The sequence below is a fragment of the Paenibacillus sp. P32E genome, assembly GCF_001909085.1.
GTDB lineage: Bacteria > Bacillota > Bacilli > Paenibacillales > Paenibacillaceae > Paenibacillus_AQ > Paenibacillus_AQ helianthi.
In genome coordinates this window covers 99,115-116,538 of the sequence record NZ_LVYY01000013.1, presented here as the reverse complement: position 1 = coordinate 116,538, position 17,424 = coordinate 99,115, and the positions used below count along the sequence as shown (strand labels likewise).

Below are 17,424 nucleotides of genomic sequence, written 5' to 3'. Positions count from 1 at the left end.
CCATTTAAATGGTCTGCCTCATCTTTCTTTTTATTTCTTTACGAGGAAACTATGCCATGACAAAAAAGCAGGAATAACTTGGGAGCATCAGATGATAAGTTGTAGGCGTTGCAAGAGCAATCGGGCCCGTCTGCAGAATGAAGCGGACAGAGAAGATGTTATTTTGCGAAAAATTCACCTTCTCCGGTTGATCTGCTGATCCGCCCCTATATCGGATCTCCTGTCCGCATCATCGCAGATTTATAGTGTATGGACCACGTAAAGTGCTCACAGAGGAGTCGGGCGAAATGCGCACAGCGCTGCAACAACGGCAGAAATGCCGTTGTTGCAGCGCCGGCGGTTGGTTCCTCTTAAAAATCCCTATCCTATCAGCCCCAAGGAATCCCAGCGTTGCTGAAAATTTGTTTCAATTGCCGTTCTTTCTCTTCGTTCCATGGGGTTGCCGGGGCATGGCTGAAGACAGGAACCGGAACACCCGAGAGACGCACTGCTTCTTTGATTGACGGGATAAAGGGATCATCTAGCGTATACAGCGGCGGAATCTGAATCACTCTCCGGTGGTATTCAAGCACCGCTGACAAATCATTATTCTGAAAGCTCTTATATAAGCCCAGCATAAGCTGCGGAGCAAAATTGGCACTGGCTGCAATCGCCCCGGCTCCGCCTGCTGCAAGGGTGGGCAGCAAATATTCATCAAAGCCGCAGAACACAGCAAATGCCGGATTCACTTCCTTAACCTGCAGAATCATCTGCCGGATATGGCTTAGCTGGTCCACCGTTTCCTTGATGCCAACCACCTGGGAGTAGCGGGCCGCAAGTTGGCTGACAAAGGCAGGACTCAAATCCTGGCCGGTAAGGGCCGGGAAATTGTACAGCATCAGGGGCAGCCCGGAGGCTTCGGCAATAGAGGCATAATGTGTAAACAAACTTTGCCCGCTTAGCTTACAGTAGTAAGGATTGATAACGACAACGCCGGTAGCCCCGCTGCGGTCAGCATGCCGGGTGAGGCGGATGGCTTCGGAGGTCGTATTGCTGCCTGTTCCAATCCAGACCGGGAGGCGGCCTGCCGTATAGTCAATGCAAAACTCCGCAATCTCCTCCCGTTCCCCCGCATCAAATTGGTTGAACTCCCCGGCGGTTCCCAGGAAGAACAAGCCATGAACACCTTTGTCGACCAAGCTGTCGATCAGAAGCTGCATTCCAGAACGGTCAAATTTCTGCTTATCATTCAATATGGTGGGAACAGGGGGGATAATGCCTGCATTTGCATGAATAATATTCATTTTATTTCGCCTCCAGGTTTGATACTATAAACACAAGGTTATTATATTGAACCTGATGGGGTTTATCAATTATTGTTTTATAGAGAGGGGATGGATGGGTTGGAGCGTAAATATTGGGTTCCTGCTTTGGAACGGGCCGATTTGATTCTGAATGCGATTTCCCTGAAGCCGGGGGAATGTAAAATGACCGATCTGTGCGATGCAACGGGCATCAATAAAAGCTCGATGTTTTCCTTGCTGCGGACGATGGAAGTTCTGAAATGGGTGAAACGGGATGAGAAGGAAGCCTATGCGCTCGGGGAAGGGGTCGCGTATCTCAATACAGTGTTCAATGAGTCGCATAAGCAGAATTACAACCTGGTGGAGCATTTTCTGAAGGCTTCCTCAGAGAGTGTTAAGGCTGTTGGCGAAACCTTTCAGCTGTCGGTACTGGACCGGAGTGAGATTATCTATCTGGCCAAGCAGGAAGGGCCATCACTGGTGAAGCTGGAGTCAAGCCCGGGGATGAGGTTTCCCGCTCATGCGACAGCAATGGGGAAGATGATGCTTGCACTGCTGCCGCCGGATGAGTTAGACAAGCGGTACCCCGACAAGATCTTATCTCAGGTCACGCCACAGACCTTGACAGACTGGAATGAATTTACGGGAGAATTGGCCGAAATCCGCAGCAGCGGATATTCCATAGATCAGGAAGAGATTATTCAAGGGATCTGCTGTGTGGCTGCGCCTATCCTCGATGCTTCCGGGAATGCGGCAGCAGCAGTAAGCGCCTCCATGCTGCGACATGCTTATGCCGATAAACAGGAAGCTGTCACTGAAGCGGTTATCCTTTTGGCAAAGAAGCTGTCTTTATCTTAATGCCGGACATCCAAACAAGAAGAAAGAAGGGTTCAGAATGGAAATAAGCCTGGAAGAGATCATGCGTGAGGCACCGGAACAGTCAGCACCTGTACATACAGCTGCGGCAGGGCCGCTAGGCAGACTCCCTATAACGGGTGATATGCTGCGAAGTGCCCCAAGCGGTGAAATATTCGGAATGACCCAGAATTCGGGCATGGGCTGGAATCCGCTCCATTTGAATCGGCCTCAATATCTCATCCTGGGCACGATGGGGGGGATTCGGCGCGAGGATGGCAGTCCGCTGGCTCTTGGCTACCATACCGGGCACTGGGAAATTGGCCTGATGATGGAGGAAGTTGCACATGAAATTACTGCACATCAGGGGATTCCTTTTGCGGGTTATGTCAGCGATCCCTGCGACGGCCGTTCCCAGGGAACGTCGGGCATGTTCGATTCCCTGCCATACCGGAACGATGCGGCGATGGTCCTGCGCCGGTTGATCCGTTCTTTGCCTACACGAAAAGGGGTACTGGGGGTAGCTACCTGCGATAAAGGGTTACCTGCGATGATGCTTGCGCTGGCAGGCATGCGGGATCTTCCCGGAATAATTGTACCCGGGGGAGTCTCTTTGCCTCCTGTTCAAGGAGAGGATGCCGGTAAAGTGCAAAGCATCGGAGCCAGATTCAGCAATGGAGAGCTGTCCCTGGAAGAGGCGGCGGACCTCGGATGCAGAGCCTGCGCAACACCCGGCGGCGGATGCCAGTTTCTGGGGACTGCCGCGACGGCCCAGGTAATTGCCGAGGCGCTCGGCATGTCGGTCCCGCATTCTGCGCTGGCCCCCTCGGGGCAGCCTGTGTGGAAGAATATGGGGCGCCAGTCTGCCCGTGCGCTTTTGCATATGGAGCATAGCGGTATGGTCATGAAGGATATTCTGACAGACCAGGCGATCAGCAATGCCATGGTGGTTCACGCGGCGTTCGGAGGGTCCACCAATCTGCTGCTCCATTTGCCTGCCATCGCCCATGCCGCCGGGCTGCGCGTTCCAACCGTTGAAGATTGGAATGAAGTCAACCGAAAGACCCCGCGCCTGGTCAGTGTGCTGCCGAACGGACCTGTTCCGCATCCGACGATCCGCGTGTTTCTTGCGGGAGGTGTTCCTGAAGTGCTGCTCCATCTGCGCCGGCTGGGACTGATTGACGATTCGGTTCGGACGGTAACAGGAAGGACGCTTGGAGAAAATCTGGACTGGTGGGAAACCTCGCAGAGACGGCAGGATATGCGAAGCCGTTTGAGAGAGGCGGATGGCATTGATCCGGATACTGTTATTATGAGTCCCCGGGAGGCTGCACGGCAGGGACTTGCCTCCACAATGACTTTTCCGACAGGTAATCTGGCTCCAGAAGGCTCGGTCATCAAATCGGCAGCCATTGATCCCTTGGTTCTGAACAGTGAAGGCGTATACAGGCATGTGGGGAGAGTTAAGGTCTTTACTGCGGAAAGGGACGCGATTAAGAGCATCAAGGACGGACTCATCCAAGCCGGGGATATTCTTGCCGTCATTGGCCGCGGACCCAGTGGAACCGGAATGGAGGAGACCTACCAATTGACATCCGCACTGAAGCACTTGCCCTTTGGCAAGTACGTTACACTGATCACCGACGCCCGCTTTTCCGGTGTGTCCACGGGGGCCTGCATCGGACATATCGGTCCGGAAGCGCTGGCGGGAGGACCGCTTGGCAGACTCCGGGATGGCGACTGGGTAGAGGTCATTATCGATACAGTCAAGCTTGAAGGAAGTGTGAATCTGGTAGGGGATGGCGAACAGCCGGGCTCACCGGAAGAAGGAGTGGAGATTCTGGCCTCCCGGACCGCCCATCCGTTCCTTGCTGTCGATCCGGGGTTTCCGGACGATACCAGACTGTGGGCAGCGCTGCAGGCCGCCAGTGGCGGAACCTGGCAAGGCTGCGTGTATGATACCGACAAAATCATTGCCGCGCTCGAAGCAGGCCGGCAGGCATTGGGGTGGAAATGATGAGCAGAAATCTGATTCAGAATCCGATTCTCTGCGGGTTTCATCCAGACCCGTCCGTCTGCAGAGCCGGGGAGGATTATTATATTGCCACTTCTACATTTGAATGGTTTCCCGGTGTCCGAATCCACCATTCCCGTGATCTGGTGAATTGGCGGGTGCTCACGCATGCGCTGACCCGCAAATCGCAGCTGGATATGGAAGGAGACCTGGACTCTGGCGGAGTATGGGCACCGTGTCTTAGCTACGACAATGGAATCTTTTATCTGATATATACCGACGTCAAGAGCAGACAGGGAGCCTTCAAGGATACTCCCAATTATCTGGTTACCGCCCCGGATATCGAAGGTCCCTGGTCTGAGCCGGTCTATCTGAACAGCAGCGGCTTTGATCCGTCCCTGTTCCATGATACGGACGGGCGTAAATGGCTGGTTAATATGCTGTGGGATCACCGGACACACAAGAACAGCTTTGCCGGAATTGTTCTACAGGAGTATTCGACAGCGCTGAAACGGCTGATCGGGCCGGTAATTCCTATCTATAAGGGTACAGAGCTCGGGTTGACGGAAGGCCCTCATTTGTACCGGAAAGACGGCTGGTATTACCTGATTACGGCTGAGGGGGGCACTCAGTATAACCATGCTGTCACAGTTGCCCGGTCACGGAATATGGAAGGACCCTATGAAACCGATCCCCGCAATCCGGTGTTGACTTCAGCAGGCAACAGGGACCTGGAGCTTCAAAAGGCAGGGCATGCCTGTCTGGTCCATACGCATACAGATGAATGGTATATGGTTCACTTGTGCGGCCGTCCGGTGAAGGAGAAGTACTGCAATTTGGGCCGGGAGACAGCGATTCAACGCTGTATCTTCACAGAAGATGAATGGCTGGCCCTTGCGGATGGAACGAACCAGCCCTCCCTTACAGTGGAAGGCCCGGATATTCCGGCTCAGCCCTTTCCGTCACCTGTGGAGAGAGATGATTTTGACAAGCCGGTGCTGGATATCCGCTGGAGCACCTTGCGTGTTCCTGCCGATGAATCCTGGCTTTCGCTCAGGGAACGGCCAGGGTTTCTACGCTTGTTGGGAAGAGAGTCCATGAGCTCCCTGCACCGCCAGAGTCTGGTTGCCATGCGCCAGCAGGCTTTTTGCTGCAGTGCTGAAACCGGGATGGAATTCGAACCGGAGCATTTCCAGCAGATGGCCGGTCTGATCATCTACTATGATACGAAGGATTACGTGTATTTACGGATTACCCATGATGAGGAACTGGGCAAGTGTCTGGGCATCGTCCGATCTATGGACGGCGTTTTTGATGATTCTGTTTGTGCGCAGATTCCTTTGCTGCCTGGAGCAAGCTGCCGGCTGAAGGTAATCATCCTACGGGAGTCCGCTCAGTTTTATTACAGTGCAGGCAATACAAGCTGGGAGAAAATCGGCCCAAGCCTGGATCTATGTCATTTGTCCGATGATTTCCCGGCGTATATCAGGTTTACGGGAACTTTTATCGGAATGTGCGTTCAAGACCTCAGCGGAACCTTTCAAGCTGCGGATTTTGATTATTTTGAGTACAAGGAGATTTCAGGGGATTAAGTGTCCTTCCCGCCAGCCGTTATTTTGCCGCAATTATTTACTCTTCCCTGTACTCCCGCGGCGATTTGCCGTACCAGCGTTTGAACTGGCGGCTGAAGTGGGCAATGTCGCGGTAACCCAGCAGGCCTGAGATTTGGCTCACGGACAAGCTTGAATCATCAAGGAGCACCTTGGCCTCGTGAAGCATTTGTTCGGACAGAAATTCTCTGGGCGACACCCCGAACACCTGCCGGAATACCCGGTAGCAGTGGGAGGCGCTGATCCCCAGCTCTGCAGCAATATCATCTATACCGTAATGGCTGTCGTAAGGCAGCTCCAGTTGAAATTGCTGATAGACCAGTCCCTGCAGGCGGCTGCGGATCTGGTGGGCAAGCTCCACCTTTTCATAAGTGCCCGAAGCGGGTAAATTGGCCTCGATGGAGAAGGCCTCCCACAGCTGACCGAACAGCTCAAACACCGCAGACTGCAGCCTCATCCGCTGGGACATCGTGATGTCTCCGGAGATGGTACCTGAGATCTCTACCAGCCTGGTGAAGACGGGACCCAATTTATGGGCGATGGTGCTTCCGGATTCGAAGAGAACATGGTCAAGCCGGCTTAACAGTGAGATCAGAATCTTGTCGTCGATATCAAAATGAATGCAAAAATAAGTAAAGGGTTTGCCATTGCCGCTTTTGCTGGAGTGGGAGTCGCCCGGTCTTAATAAGACCAGATCTCCGGCCTTCTGCGTATAGCTATGATTGTTGACGACAAGCAACTGCTCTCCTTCGAGTACATAATTAAATTCGTATTGCGGATGCGCATGAACGGGATAAGCCCACTCGCCGCGCACCTTCCGTAGGTGCATTCCGAATAAATTCAGTGTTGTCTTCACATCGGGTATGATCGTTTCGCTGATGCTGTGCCCGAGTACAGGCGGAATAAAGGCTGAAACCATGGAGTCTCCCCTTTCAAAACTATATATTTGAACAAAAGTGTATCTATTAGTATAGCAGGCCTCCAGCTTGATTTGGGTAAATATTTGCTTGATTTGACAATGTTCTCACCCCGGAGGGCCATGTTAGGATGAACCTATACAATGGAAGCAAGCAGATATGAAACTGAAGATCCAGAAAGGAGTCTTTATGACGAAAACTAATGTATTCTATAATGTTCAGCACTCTCCGATTGGGGCCTTTGCGAGTTTCACTTTGGGGTTCAAGGGGAAGAATGGGGGACTTGGACTGGAGCTGGGCAAGCCGGCGGACCAGAATGTGTATGTTGGATTCCAGTCCGGAGATGGCGAAACCTATGAAGTCCTGCCCTTTTTCGAGCATGTGGAGGATGCAGGCGCCAGATATGATATCGAAAAGGCCGACGAAACCGCCAAGGAATTGCAGGAGGTGTTCCCTGCTCCGCCGGGAGGAAATGATAAGGATAAACCTAGCGGCTGGTATCAGCCGTCCCCGATTGTTTTGAAAGCGTTTGAAGACCAGGCGATAACCCGATCCTTGCGTTCAGCAACAGACACCTGGAAGGCGGGGGATCTGACTTTTACCATCTACTCGCCTGTCCGCTCCGTTCCGGATCCGGCTTCCGCTGATGCGGAGGAACTGAAAGCAGCCATTCTTCCGGCCGTTTTCGCTGAACTGACACTGGATAATACCCAAGGAACCTTTGCGAGAAAAGGATTCTTCGGTTACGAAGGCAGCGATCCCTACAACTCCATGCGCAGGCTCAGTGACACCAGCGGCGGGGAATTCGAAGGCATCGGCCAAGGCCGGCTGACAGCCATTGCCTGTAAGGATGCAGGGGTGCAGACTGCCCTCGGGTTCACCATGGAGAAAATACTTGAAGCCAAGCTGGAGCATAACCTTGCTTTTGGGCTCGGTGGAACCGGTGCGGTTATGATGGAGGTTCCTGCGGGTGAGAAGCGGACGTACCGCTTTGCCATCTGCTTTTACCGGGGCGGGCTGGTTACAACAGGAATAGATGCCAGCTATGCGTATACCCGTTATTTTAGAAATATTGAAGCTGTTGCAGGGTACGCCCTGGAGCATTTTGACGAGTTGATCGATTCCTGTGAATCCGGCAATGACTGGATCGGTTCTGCCCGGCTTACCGAAGACCAGTCCTTCATGCTCGCGCATGCGATTCACAGCTATTATGGCAGCACCCAGCTGCTGGAAGCAGACGGGAAGCCCATTTGGATCGTGAACGAAGGCGAATACCGGATGATGAACACACTGGATCTGACGGCGGATCAGCTGTTTTTTGAACTGGTTATGAATCCCTGGACGGTCAGAAATGAACTGGAATTGTTCGTGGAGCGCTACAGCTATAAGGATAAGGTTGTATTTCCTGGCGGAACCGAGGAATATCCGGGAGGCATCACCTTTACCCACGATGTCGGCGTAGCCAACGTATTCTCGCGGCCGCAGTATTCTGCTTATGAGATGGCAGGGCTGGATGACTGCTTCTCGTATATGAGCCATGAAGAGCTGGTTAACTGGCTGTGCTCGGCGCTGGTCTATATCGAACAGACTCAGGACCGCGAATTCATCGGCGGTATGCTGCCGACGCTTCGTGCCTGCTTCGAGAGCATGCTGAACCGTGACCATCCCGAGAGTCATTTGCGCAATGGCCTGATGGGTCTGGACAGCAACCGCACACAGGGCGGGGCTGAAATTACTACTTACGACAGTCTGGATACCTCACTGGGTCAATCGCGCAATAATATTTATATGGCAGGCAAGTGCTGGGCGGCTTACGTGGCACTGGAGAAATTTTTCAAGCAAGAGGGATGGGCTGAACTGTCGGCTTCAGCCGGACAGCAGGCGGACAAATGCGCTGCTTCCATAGCTTCCAAGCTGAACAGTGAGGGGTACATTCCAGCCATCATCAATGAGGACAACGAGTCCTGTATTATTCCGGCGATCGAAGGCCTGGTGTTCCCACTGTTCACAGGCTGTGAAGAAGCGCTTGACCGGAATGGCCGATTTGCCGGCTATCTGAATGCGCTGAACACTCACTTGAGCAACGTGCTGGTTCCCGGAGTCTGCCTTTTCGAGGATGGCGGCTGGAAGCTGTCTTCGACCAGCAATAATTCCTGGCTCAGCAAAATCTATCTCTCCCAGTTCATTGCCCGCGAGATCCTGGATGTGCCTTGGGACGCACGCGGCCTTGCAGCAGATGCGGCACATGTCCGCTGGCTGCTCCATCCGGAGCTGTCTTACTGGTGCTGGAGTGATCAGATTCTCTCCGGCCTTATCGGCGGCAGCAAATATTATCCGCGGGGTGTTACGGCCATTCTGTGGCTGCTTGAAGGCACAGGCAACCGGTCGCTGACCAAGATCAAAGAGAAACCCTTTGCATGAGTCATTCCAAGGCTATTCATAATAGAATCGCTGACGGTGGTTATGCTGCATGGTTAAGCTATCCTTCTTTGCCGTCCGGGCGCCTCCAGGATCAATATGTGAAATGGTGCGGGGCAGTACAGGCAACCGATGAGAACGATACGGTTCAGGCTGCCCTCCGGGAATGGCAAAGAGGCATTGAATCTATGCTTGGCATACACGTAGTGTCTGAAGTGAAGCAAAAGGGTTTATCTGTGGCATTCGGCACCTTCCAGGGCGGAAATGCGCTGATTGGTAGTATGTTCGGGGAGGAAACGATCCGTAGGGTGGGCCCTGAGGGTTTTGCAATCCGCACCAGCGAAGAAAAGGGTTGTATTGCTATTGGAGCCGCATCACAGGCAGGTGTACTCTACGGAGTATTTCATCTGCTGCGGCTGATCGGCAACCTGGAGGAAATCGAAGGGCTGGACGAAGTCATTAACCCGGTGAACGGGCTGCGGATGATCAATCATTGGGATAATTTTGACGGAAGCGTGGAGCGGGGATATGCGGGAAGATCATTTTTTTATGATAACAACCGTTTTACAAACGATGTGGAGCGAATCCGCGATTATGCGCGGCTGATGTCCTCTGCAGGAATCAATGCCATTGCCATCAACAATGTGAATGTCCATGCGCTTGAAACGCTGTTCATCTCCAAGTATCTGCCCGAGGTTGCAAGCATTGCCGATCAGTTCAGGGTATATGGCATCAGGCTGTTCCTGAGCGTGAACTTTGCTGGTCCGATGCATGAAAGGGAAGTGTGCACCGCTGATCCGCTGGACCCTGGAGTACGGAAGTGGTGGCAAGACACAGCAGCAGGGGTGTATGCGGCGATTCCCGATTTTGGCGGATTTGTGGTGAAGGCCGATTCCGAAAACCGTCCGGGGCCGTTCACCTATGGCCGGGACCATGCCGATGGTGCCAACATGCTGGCTGAAGCGCTGGAACCGTTCGGCGGAATTGTCATCTGGCGCTGCTTCGTATACAACTGCAAGCAGGACTGGCGTGACCGCAAGACGGACCGGGCCAGAGCGGCCTATGACCATTTCAAACCGCTCGACGGCAAGTTTAAAGATAACGTCATTCTGCAGATCAAGAACGGTCCGATGGATTTCCAGGTCAGAGAGCCGGTATCCCCATTGTTTGGGGCACTTGAACGGACAAACCAGGTCATCGAATTTCAGATTGCCCAGGAATATACCGGACAGCAGCGCCATGTCTGTTATCTGGTTCCGCAGTGGAAAGAGGTTCTGGAATTCAACACGTATGCCAAAGGAGCGGCGTCTCCGGTGAAACATATCGTGGACGGATCGTTGTGGGGCAACCGTTACAGCGGGATTGCGGCGGTGTCCAATGTGGGCAATGACCGGAACTGGACCGGTCACCTGCTGGCTCAGGCGAATCTGTACGGATATGGCCGTCTGGCCTGGAATCCGGAGCTGACGGCAGAGGAAATCGCCTGTGAATGGATCTCCCTGACCTTCGGTACAGATCCAGACGTTTCAAGTGTGGTCAGCCGGATATTGCTGGATTCGCTGGAAATCTATGAATCCTATACGGCACCGCTTGGCGTAGGCTGGATGATTAATCCCGAGCATCATTACGGGCCGAATGTAGACGGCTATGAATATTCGCAGTGGGGCACCTATCATTATACGGACCACCAAGGGATCGGTGTAGACCGTACCGTGAAGACCGGAACGGGCTACAGCGCCCAATATATAGGCCTGAATAGCGAACGTTATGATTCTCTGGAGACATGCCCGGACGAATTGCTGCTGTTCTTCCACCATGTTCCGTATACCCATGTGCTGCATTCCGGCAAAACCGTGATTCAGCATATCTATGATACTCACTTTGAAGGGGCGGAACGTGCGGCAGAGCTGCTGGCTTCCTGGAGCAGCCTGAAAGGAATTGTCCGGGAGGATTTGTACATGCAAGTGGAGGAACGTCTGAGGGGGCAGGCCAATCATGCCAAGGAATGGCGTGACCAGATCAATACGTATTTCTACCGCAAGAGCGGTATTGAGGATACCGGCAAACGCACTATTTACTGAGGGGGAACAAGGGACATGAATACTGATACTCAGGCCACAGTAGACGATAAGCCTCCATTGATGAAGGCGTAACTTAACTTGAAAGAGATTCGACATCGTATAGAATCAGTATCAGTATCTTCATAGACCCGCTTGCTTTCACCCATTATTTTCAGGTCCAACTTATACAGGAGGGAATATGACACTCACCTTCGGAGACATCATCGATCACTTAACCAAAGGAATCACCAGGCTTGAACAGACCGTAGACAAGCTGGAGCCGGGAGACCCGGAGACTGGCGTGCAGGGAATCGTTACGGCCTTTTCCGCCTCGCAGTCTGTGATTGAACAGGCGGTGGCGCTAGGAGCGAACCTGATCATCACGCACGAAGGCGTATTTTACAGCCACCAGCCTCACGCAGACGAACTGGAACAGGACCCTGTCTATCAACAAAAAGCCGAGCTTATCGCCTGTTCAAACCTTGGGATTTACCGGTTTCATGATTACCTGCACCGATATACACCGGACGGGATCGTGGAAGGGCTTATCCGGGAGCTGGGTTGGCAGGCATATGTTACCGAGCACCGGCCGTCTGTGTCTATTTTGACCATCCCGGCTATGAAGGCTGAAGAAGTTGCGGAATATTTGAAAAAGCAGCTGCAAATCCCTTATGTGCGTGTTGCAGGCAATCGGTCTACTTCATGCGTGAGAGTCGGTATTCTGGTCGGCTACCGGGGGGGCGGCTCCTCGGCAATCCCATTATTTGATCAAGAATCTCTGGATTTGATCATCGCCGGGGAAGGGCCGGAATGGGAGACGCCGGAGTATATAAGAGACGCTGCCCGCCAGGGGCGGGACAAGGCACTGATTATGCTGGGTCACGCGGAGAGCGAGGCGCCCGGCATGAAATATCTGGCAGAGCAGCTGGCAGCAGAGTTTCCGGAAGTGCCGGTACATTTCGTGAAAGATCAGCCGGTATTCCGTGTAATGTAATTGTTTAAAAAGGGTGTTATGGCAGAGCATTGAAAGGCTGGCCGATGTCATTCTCTTAAACCATGCACAGGAGGAACTTTATCCATGAGCATCAAAAGAAAACTGAACAGAGGCTGGCACTTCGCCAAGCAGCCGCTGGGTTCAGAGCTGGCTAACGTGCTTGCGGACGCGGACTGGATGCCGGTAACGCTGCCTCACGATTGGCTGATTTACAACACGCATGCGCTTTATGAAGACGGAGAGGGCAAATTTTTAGAATTTAGTTCTGTGATTTGTGAAGGGCTGGTGAATAATACTCTATTAAACGATTGGAAAGTATGAGTTATCTTGACATTGAAGGTGTTCTTCCTCAAGGTCATTCTCTAACTTTAACTAGTGCCGAACCTGCGGAAAGTTTCTCAAGACTACAACCCACATTATTCTTATAAAATTCTAAGAAGGTGATGTATTACCTTTCAGATAATAATGGAAATGTGATTAAAAAAATTCCCTCAATGAATCTTGCCTACTTTGCATCAGCTAAACTTAATGGGTGGGAAGTACAACAATGGTTCGGTACAGACATTCAACTTTGGTAGCTCGGTATTAACAAGATATATTCAGGTCTATGAAACAAAGCTGGGAAAAGATAATGTTGGGAATTATTACTTCCAGTTGGGTGAAATAAAAACGAATTTAGTAACTGCCAATACTAACTAATGGACCTGGTAAAGAAAGATAGTCATGAGAGGGTAGCTATTAAATTCATCATTATGGCTTGACTTTTAGATTATCTAAGATATCTTGGACTAAAGTTGAGAGATTGTTTGTTTAAATCATCCGATCCCCCACCAGATTGTTATTATACAGGAAAACACGATGCCCCTTTTTTCAGAAATGAGGTCAATTACCCTGCTATAAAATTTGAATCTTTCAGCAGCCTGGACAAAATAGGCTGCTTTTTTCTTTGAGTACGGATTTTCAGTCTTTTTCGACAAAGATACTCTTCAATCGACAAAATACCACCGTTTTAAAAGATGAGATAGTAACTTATGATTGTTGAGGACGTATTAGAGGTTTGACTTTAGATTACATATAGGAGTGTGTTTCATTGAAGGGAACAAAGTTTCATATCTATCTGCTGCAAACCATTTTTATAATCACAATGATTGCAGTTTGTCAGAGTAAAGTATTTGCTGCAGAAAATATCATCGTTGCCAAAGAATCCTTCGAGAATGGGACATATTCGGGTACGAGTTATCTTCCGGTGAAAGGGACGATTACAAATGATCCGCAAAAAGTTATCAGCGGGAAGTATTCCACCCTGCTTACCTCACAGGCAACAGAAACCTGGAAAGAGTTTAACAATACGGATTCCAGTAAAGTGAAGTTTGAGAAGAATACCACGTACACAGTGACATTTTCCTACAAATCCATTGATATGCAGCCGCAGGACCCTAACCGATTTTTTTATTTTCTTGCTCGGAGTACGGATGGTCAAGAGGATCAGGGTTATGTCTCCTGGAATGACGCAAGTGGAAGCACAGGTATAAGAACAATGACGTTTACGACTGGAAATAAAGAGAACTATTATTTGATTTGGGGCATTCATGCAGGAGGAAGTTTGTCTGTCGATGACATTCAGATTGTAAAAGCTACTTCTTACAGCAGCGAATCTTTTGAACAAGGCTCCTATAATCAAACTAACTTTTTGGCGGGTGCCGGGACGATTACAAAAGACCCAGGGAAAATAGTCAGTGGACAATATTCAGCTTTTCTTAGCTCATTGCAGACAGAGGTGTGAAAAGAATTTTCATACACAGATTCAAATAAAGTGAAATTCGAAAAAAACACTACATATAGAATAACTTTTTCTTATAAATCAATTGATATGGTGCCAGCGGGTAGCCCACGCTACTTTTATTTTTTAGCAAGGAGCACAGATAATGCTGAAGATAAAGGCTGGACCCCTTGGAATGATGTCAGTGGGAATAAAGGCAGCAGAACCATAACTTTTACAACCGGAAATAAAGAGAACTATTACTTGATATGGGGCATTCATGCAGGGGGAGCTCTTTCACTTGATGATATAGAGATTGCAAAGGTAAGTGAATCTTTCGAAAAGGGTTCCTTTACTGATACTAATTTTACGGCGGGCTCTGGAATCCTTACAAAGGAACCTGCGAAAGTAATTAGCGGGCAATACTCAGCCTATCTTATATCACAGTTGAATGAGGACTGGAAAGAATTTACGTACACTGATCCCAATAAAGTGAAGTTCGAAGCGAATACGACGTATACGGTAAGCTTCTCCTATAAATCTATCGATATGGATACTCTTAATAATAGCCGTTTCTTTTATTTTTTAGCGAGAAGCACAGATAATCAAGAGGATAAGGGTTGGACCACTTGGAACGAGGCTACTGGGAATAAAGGGAAGCGAACCATAACTTTTACGACTGGGAACAAGGAGAACTACTATTTGATATGGGGCATTCATAAGGGTGGAGCTCTATCACTTGATGATATCACCATTCGAAAAGTCAGTGAATCCTTTGAAAGAGGAACATATAGTGATACTGGTTTATCACCTGTAGCTGGCATTATTACAAATGATCCATTAAAGGCAGTAAACGGATTATATTCTGCCTATTTGAGTTCTCCCACAACCAAGGAATGGATTGAGTTTGCCTCTACGGACACTAATAAAATGAAATTTCAAAGCAACACAACCTACACGGTGAGCTTTGCCTATAAATCGATCGATATGCAGCCTGCTGATTTAAACCGGTATTTTTATTTCTCCGTTCGTGGTATCGATAATACCGAAGTGAAGGGCTGGACTCGTTGGAACGACACCGCAGGTACGAAGGGATTAAAGACAGTAACGTTCACGACCGGTGATCAGGATAACTATTACATATTCTGGGGAATCCATGGTGGCGGGGCACTTTCGTTGGATGATATTGTCATTCAGCAATTAACCACTTATCAATATGATAATAATGGAAGATTGGTTCAAGTTAGATATCCAGACAATAGTGTTGTTCGGTATTCTTATGATCTGAATGGGAATTTGATAAATACTACAAAGAATTAGAGCAAAGTGGATCTGTAGAAAATATGATAATCCGAAGACATGGAGATGCATTTTATGAAGAAATATATATCTATTATTTCTATTCTCATTTTAATTCTGGTTCATTCCCAAACAGCTGCTGCGTTAAAATACACCTATACCAAAACAGAAGCTTTAGGTCTGGTCAGTGTGTCAGAAGGAAAATATGTGGATTATCAGTATGATAACAATGGTAACTTGATCGGGTAACGGAACAGATGCGCAAAGGTGGTTGCTTTGTACTGCTGGAAATGAATTCTATAAGATTATCAATGTTAATAGTGGAAAAGCGCTCGATGTAGCTGGGGGAGAAACAACAGATGGGACAAAAGTTCAACTATGGAACGATAACGGAACAGAGGTTCAAGCTTGGCGCATTGTTGATAATGGTGACAGTACATATGAATTTGTAAATATCCATAGCAACAAAGTTCTTGATGTGGCAAACGGAGAAACAACGAGTGGAACATCTGTGCAAATATGGACCAGGAATGGAACGGCGGCTCAGAAGTGGAGACTCGTAAAAGCGATATCAAATGGAGCTGAATTTAAGATATTAAATGCGGGCAATGGGAAAGCGGTAGATGTCGCAGGAGGAAATACTGTAGACGGAACACCGGTACAAATTTGGACAGATAACGGTACGACTTCTCAAAGATGGCAGGTTTACGATACTGGGGGCAATAAGTATAAATTGATCAGTGTAAATAGCGGGAAGGCCTTGGAAGTATCGGCTGGGGGCACAACCAATGGATCAGCGGTTCAGATCTGGACAGACAATGGGACATCGGCTCAACAATGGTTAATCAGAGAGAATGCAGACGGATCATGTAGCTTGATAAATGTGAATAGTAACAAGTTACTGGATATACCCGGAGGAAGCAGTACGGATGGTACACACTTGCAGATCTACACAGACAACGGAACAAGCTCGCAAAATTGGAAACTGGTTAAGTAAAAAAGATAGAATTCAAAGGAGACTCTTATGTCTAAAAAATATTTCTCATTTTTGGTATGTTTCTTGTCAATCCTTGTATTTAGTTCATCAGTCTTGGCTGATAAGATAGAAACCTTCTATTTTTACAATGCGGCAGGACGATTAATAGAAGTCAGCAACTCTAGTGGAACCACAATGAACCAATATGATAGTAATGGGAATTTAGTAAATAAGTATAGAACAAATAATTTATTGGCTAATTCTAATTTTGAAGCTTATAGCGGATTAAACGGAATTGCAGATGGATGGAACAAAAGTGTTAGTCAAGGTGTGAGTGGAGGCTATGAAGTCGTTACATCCCCAATAACTCAAGGAAACAGAGCGCAAAAAATAACGGCAGTTTCCTTGCCAAACACCGGAGATGGAATGAATGTTTGGAAGGATGTCCCTACTTCAGGAAACACATTATATCGTATAAAAGGACGTCTAAAGCTGGAGAACATGGTGAATACCCAGCTATCCATAATTATTTTATTTTACGATAAAAACAATCAAATGGTTGGTGGTCAGACTCCTGTGGAGTATTCACAAAATACGATGGATTGGGCGACTTTTTCAGGTAACTTTACAACGCCAATCAACGCCGTTACTTCCAGGCTCCATATTCATTTACACGCTACTAGCAATAATGCAAAAGCAACAGTCTATGCAGACGGGATATCTATTGAATTAGGCGAAGTAGCAAATCTACTTTTTAATGGAGAATTTAAGGGGAATTATAAACCAGATGGTACAGCTGATGGATGGAACAGATATGTGGGTCAAGGAATAAACGGAGAATATAAAGTAATCAATTCACAGCAGACCCCAAATAGGATGTTACAACAAATAAAAGCGATTATGATACCGAATAAAGGGGACGGGATGAATGTTTGGCAAGATATTTCCACGAGTGGAGGGAAACTTTTTAATCTAACAGGATACCTGCAACTTGAGGATATGTTGAATTCAAAATTATCGGTAATTGTATATTTTTACGATAAGAATAACGATTTGATCGGGGGACAGGCGCCAACAGAATTTTCTCAAAGTACAAGTAGAATCTCATTTTCAGGAAATTTCACAACACCTGCCAATACAACTACAATGCGAGTTCATTTTCATTTGTATGCGACAGCTAACAATGCCCGAGGAACGGTCTATGTTGACAGTATATCACTTAATCCAAAGTGAGAACTC

General features: G+C 48.8%; 13 protein-coding genes and 1 pseudogene. 12 read left to right on the top strand and 2 right to left on the bottom strand.

Translation table 11 applies throughout. The features are described from left to right. Positions 1–368: 368 nt before the first annotated feature. Positions 369–1,283 carry a dihydrodipicolinate synthase family protein gene (locus A3848_RS13655; protein WP_074085491.1) on the bottom strand — a complete coding sequence of 305 codons (915 nt, stop codon included), beginning with the start codon at positions 1,281–1,283 and terminating at the stop codon, positions 369–371. A 99-nt stretch (positions 1,284–1,382) separates the two neighbouring features. Here A3848_RS13655 and A3848_RS13650 point away from each other — a divergent pair, with 99 nt between their 5' ends. The 3 genes from A3848_RS13650 to A3848_RS13640 are packed head-to-tail and all read left to right on the top strand — an operon-like array spanning position 1,383 to position 5,744. Then, a complete protein-coding gene (locus A3848_RS13650) occupies positions 1,383–2,141 on the top strand; it encodes an IclR family transcriptional regulator (protein WP_074085490.1) in 759 nt (252 codons plus the stop codon). Between the two features lie 37 nt (positions 2,142–2,178). Further along, positions 2,179–4,155 (top strand): YjhG/YagF family D-xylonate dehydratase, encoded by a 1,977-nt coding sequence (locus A3848_RS13645; protein WP_083612142.1) that lies wholly within the window; start codon positions 2,179–2,181, stop codon positions 4,153–4,155. Next, positions 4,155–5,744 carry a glycoside hydrolase family 43 protein gene (locus A3848_RS13640; protein WP_074085489.1) on the top strand — a complete coding sequence of 530 codons (1,590 nt, stop codon included), beginning with the start codon at positions 4,155–4,157 and terminating at the stop codon, positions 5,742–5,744. The genes A3848_RS13645 and A3848_RS13640 overlap by 1 nt, the downstream gene beginning before the upstream one ends. 37 nt (positions 5,745–5,781) lie before the next feature. Here A3848_RS13640 and A3848_RS13635 read toward each other — a convergent pair whose 3' ends face one another. After that, positions 5,782–6,681, bottom strand: a complete 900-nt coding sequence (locus tag A3848_RS13635) for an AraC family transcriptional regulator (RefSeq protein ID WP_074085488.1) — start codon at positions 6,679–6,681, stop codon at positions 5,782–5,784. Positions 6,682–6,868: 187 nt separating this feature from the next. Here A3848_RS13635 and A3848_RS13630 point away from each other — a divergent pair, with 187 nt between their 5' ends. The 9 genes and pseudogenes from A3848_RS13630 (at position 6,869) to A3848_RS13595 (ending at position 17,418) form a co-directional block, all read left to right on the top strand. After that, positions 6,869–9,100, top strand: coding sequence for a glycoside hydrolase family 52 protein (locus A3848_RS13630; protein WP_074085735.1), 2,232 nt, complete (start codon positions 6,869–6,871; stop codon positions 9,098–9,100). After that, entirely contained in the window at positions 9,097–11,178 is a 2,082-nt protein-coding gene (locus A3848_RS13625; protein ID WP_074085487.1) for an alpha-glucuronidase family glycosyl hydrolase, read from the top strand. The genes A3848_RS13630 and A3848_RS13625 overlap by 4 nt, the downstream gene beginning before the upstream one ends. Before the next feature lie 178 nt (positions 11,179–11,356). Then, complete coding sequence (locus A3848_RS13620; RefSeq protein WP_074085486.1) at positions 11,357–12,151, top strand: Nif3-like dinuclear metal center hexameric protein; 795 nt, start codon at positions 11,357–11,359, stop codon at positions 12,149–12,151. Between the two features lie 84 nt (positions 12,152–12,235). Continuing rightward, positions 12,236–12,472, top strand: coding sequence for a hypothetical protein (locus A3848_RS13615; RefSeq protein ID WP_074085485.1), 237 nt, complete (start codon positions 12,236–12,238; stop codon positions 12,470–12,472). Between the two features lie 769 nt (positions 12,473–13,241). After that, the gene (locus tag A3848_RS13610) at positions 13,242–13,934 is read left to right on the top strand and encodes a hypothetical protein (protein ID WP_074085484.1); all 693 of its coding nucleotides are present in this window, start codon (positions 13,242–13,244) and stop codon (positions 13,932–13,934) included. A 30-nt stretch (positions 13,935–13,964) separates the two neighbouring features. Next, positions 13,965–15,230: an RHS repeat protein gene (locus tag A3848_RS13605; protein WP_083612140.1), complete on the top strand. Its 1,266-nt coding sequence runs from the start codon at positions 13,965–13,967 to the stop codon at positions 15,228–15,230. A 54-nt stretch (positions 15,231–15,284) separates the two neighbouring features. Then, a complete protein-coding gene (locus tag A3848_RS32310; protein WP_178382001.1) occupies positions 15,285–15,458 on the top strand; it encodes a hypothetical protein in 174 nt (57 codons plus the stop codon). A gap of 19 nt (positions 15,459–15,477) precedes the next feature. After that, positions 15,478–16,206 (top strand): annotated as a pseudogene (locus tag A3848_RS13600) (RICIN domain-containing protein); the annotation flags it as partial. Positions 16,207–16,233: 27 nt separating this feature from the next. After that, the gene (locus A3848_RS13595) at positions 16,234–17,418 is read left to right on the top strand and encodes a carbohydrate binding domain-containing protein (RefSeq protein WP_074085481.1); all 1,185 of its coding nucleotides are present in this window, start codon (positions 16,234–16,236) and stop codon (positions 17,416–17,418) included. Positions 17,419–17,424 lie beyond the last annotated feature (6 nt).

Coding starts and splice junctions, on each gene's coding strand:
- A3848_RS13615 (WP_074085485.1), top strand. CDS start 12,236: ATGAGCATCAAAAGAAAACTGAACAGAGGCTGGCACTTCGCCAAGCAG.
- A3848_RS32310 (WP_178382001.1), top strand. CDS start 15,285: ATGAAGAAATATATATCTATTATTTCTATTCTCATTTTAATTCTGGTT.
- A3848_RS13630 (WP_074085735.1), top strand. CDS start 6,869: ATGACGAAAACTAATGTATTCTATAATGTTCAGCACTCTCCGATTGGG.
- A3848_RS13655 (WP_074085491.1), bottom strand. CDS start 1,283: ATGAATATTATTCATGCAAATGCAGGCATTATCCCCCCTGTTCCCACC.
- A3848_RS13595 (WP_074085481.1), top strand. CDS start 16,234: ATGTCTAAAAAATATTTCTCATTTTTGGTATGTTTCTTGTCAATCCTT.
- A3848_RS13620 (WP_074085486.1), top strand. CDS start 11,357: ATGACACTCACCTTCGGAGACATCATCGATCACTTAACCAAAGGAATC.
- A3848_RS13635 (WP_074085488.1), bottom strand. CDS start 6,681: ATGGTTTCAGCCTTTATTCCGCCTGTACTCGGGCACAGCATCAGCGAA.
- A3848_RS13645 (WP_083612142.1), top strand. CDS start 2,179: ATGGAAATAAGCCTGGAAGAGATCATGCGTGAGGCACCGGAACAGTCA.
- A3848_RS13640 (WP_074085489.1), top strand. CDS start 4,155: ATGAGCAGAAATCTGATTCAGAATCCGATTCTCTGCGGGTTTCATCCA.
- A3848_RS13625 (WP_074085487.1), top strand. CDS start 9,097: ATGAGTCATTCCAAGGCTATTCATAATAGAATCGCTGACGGTGGTTAT.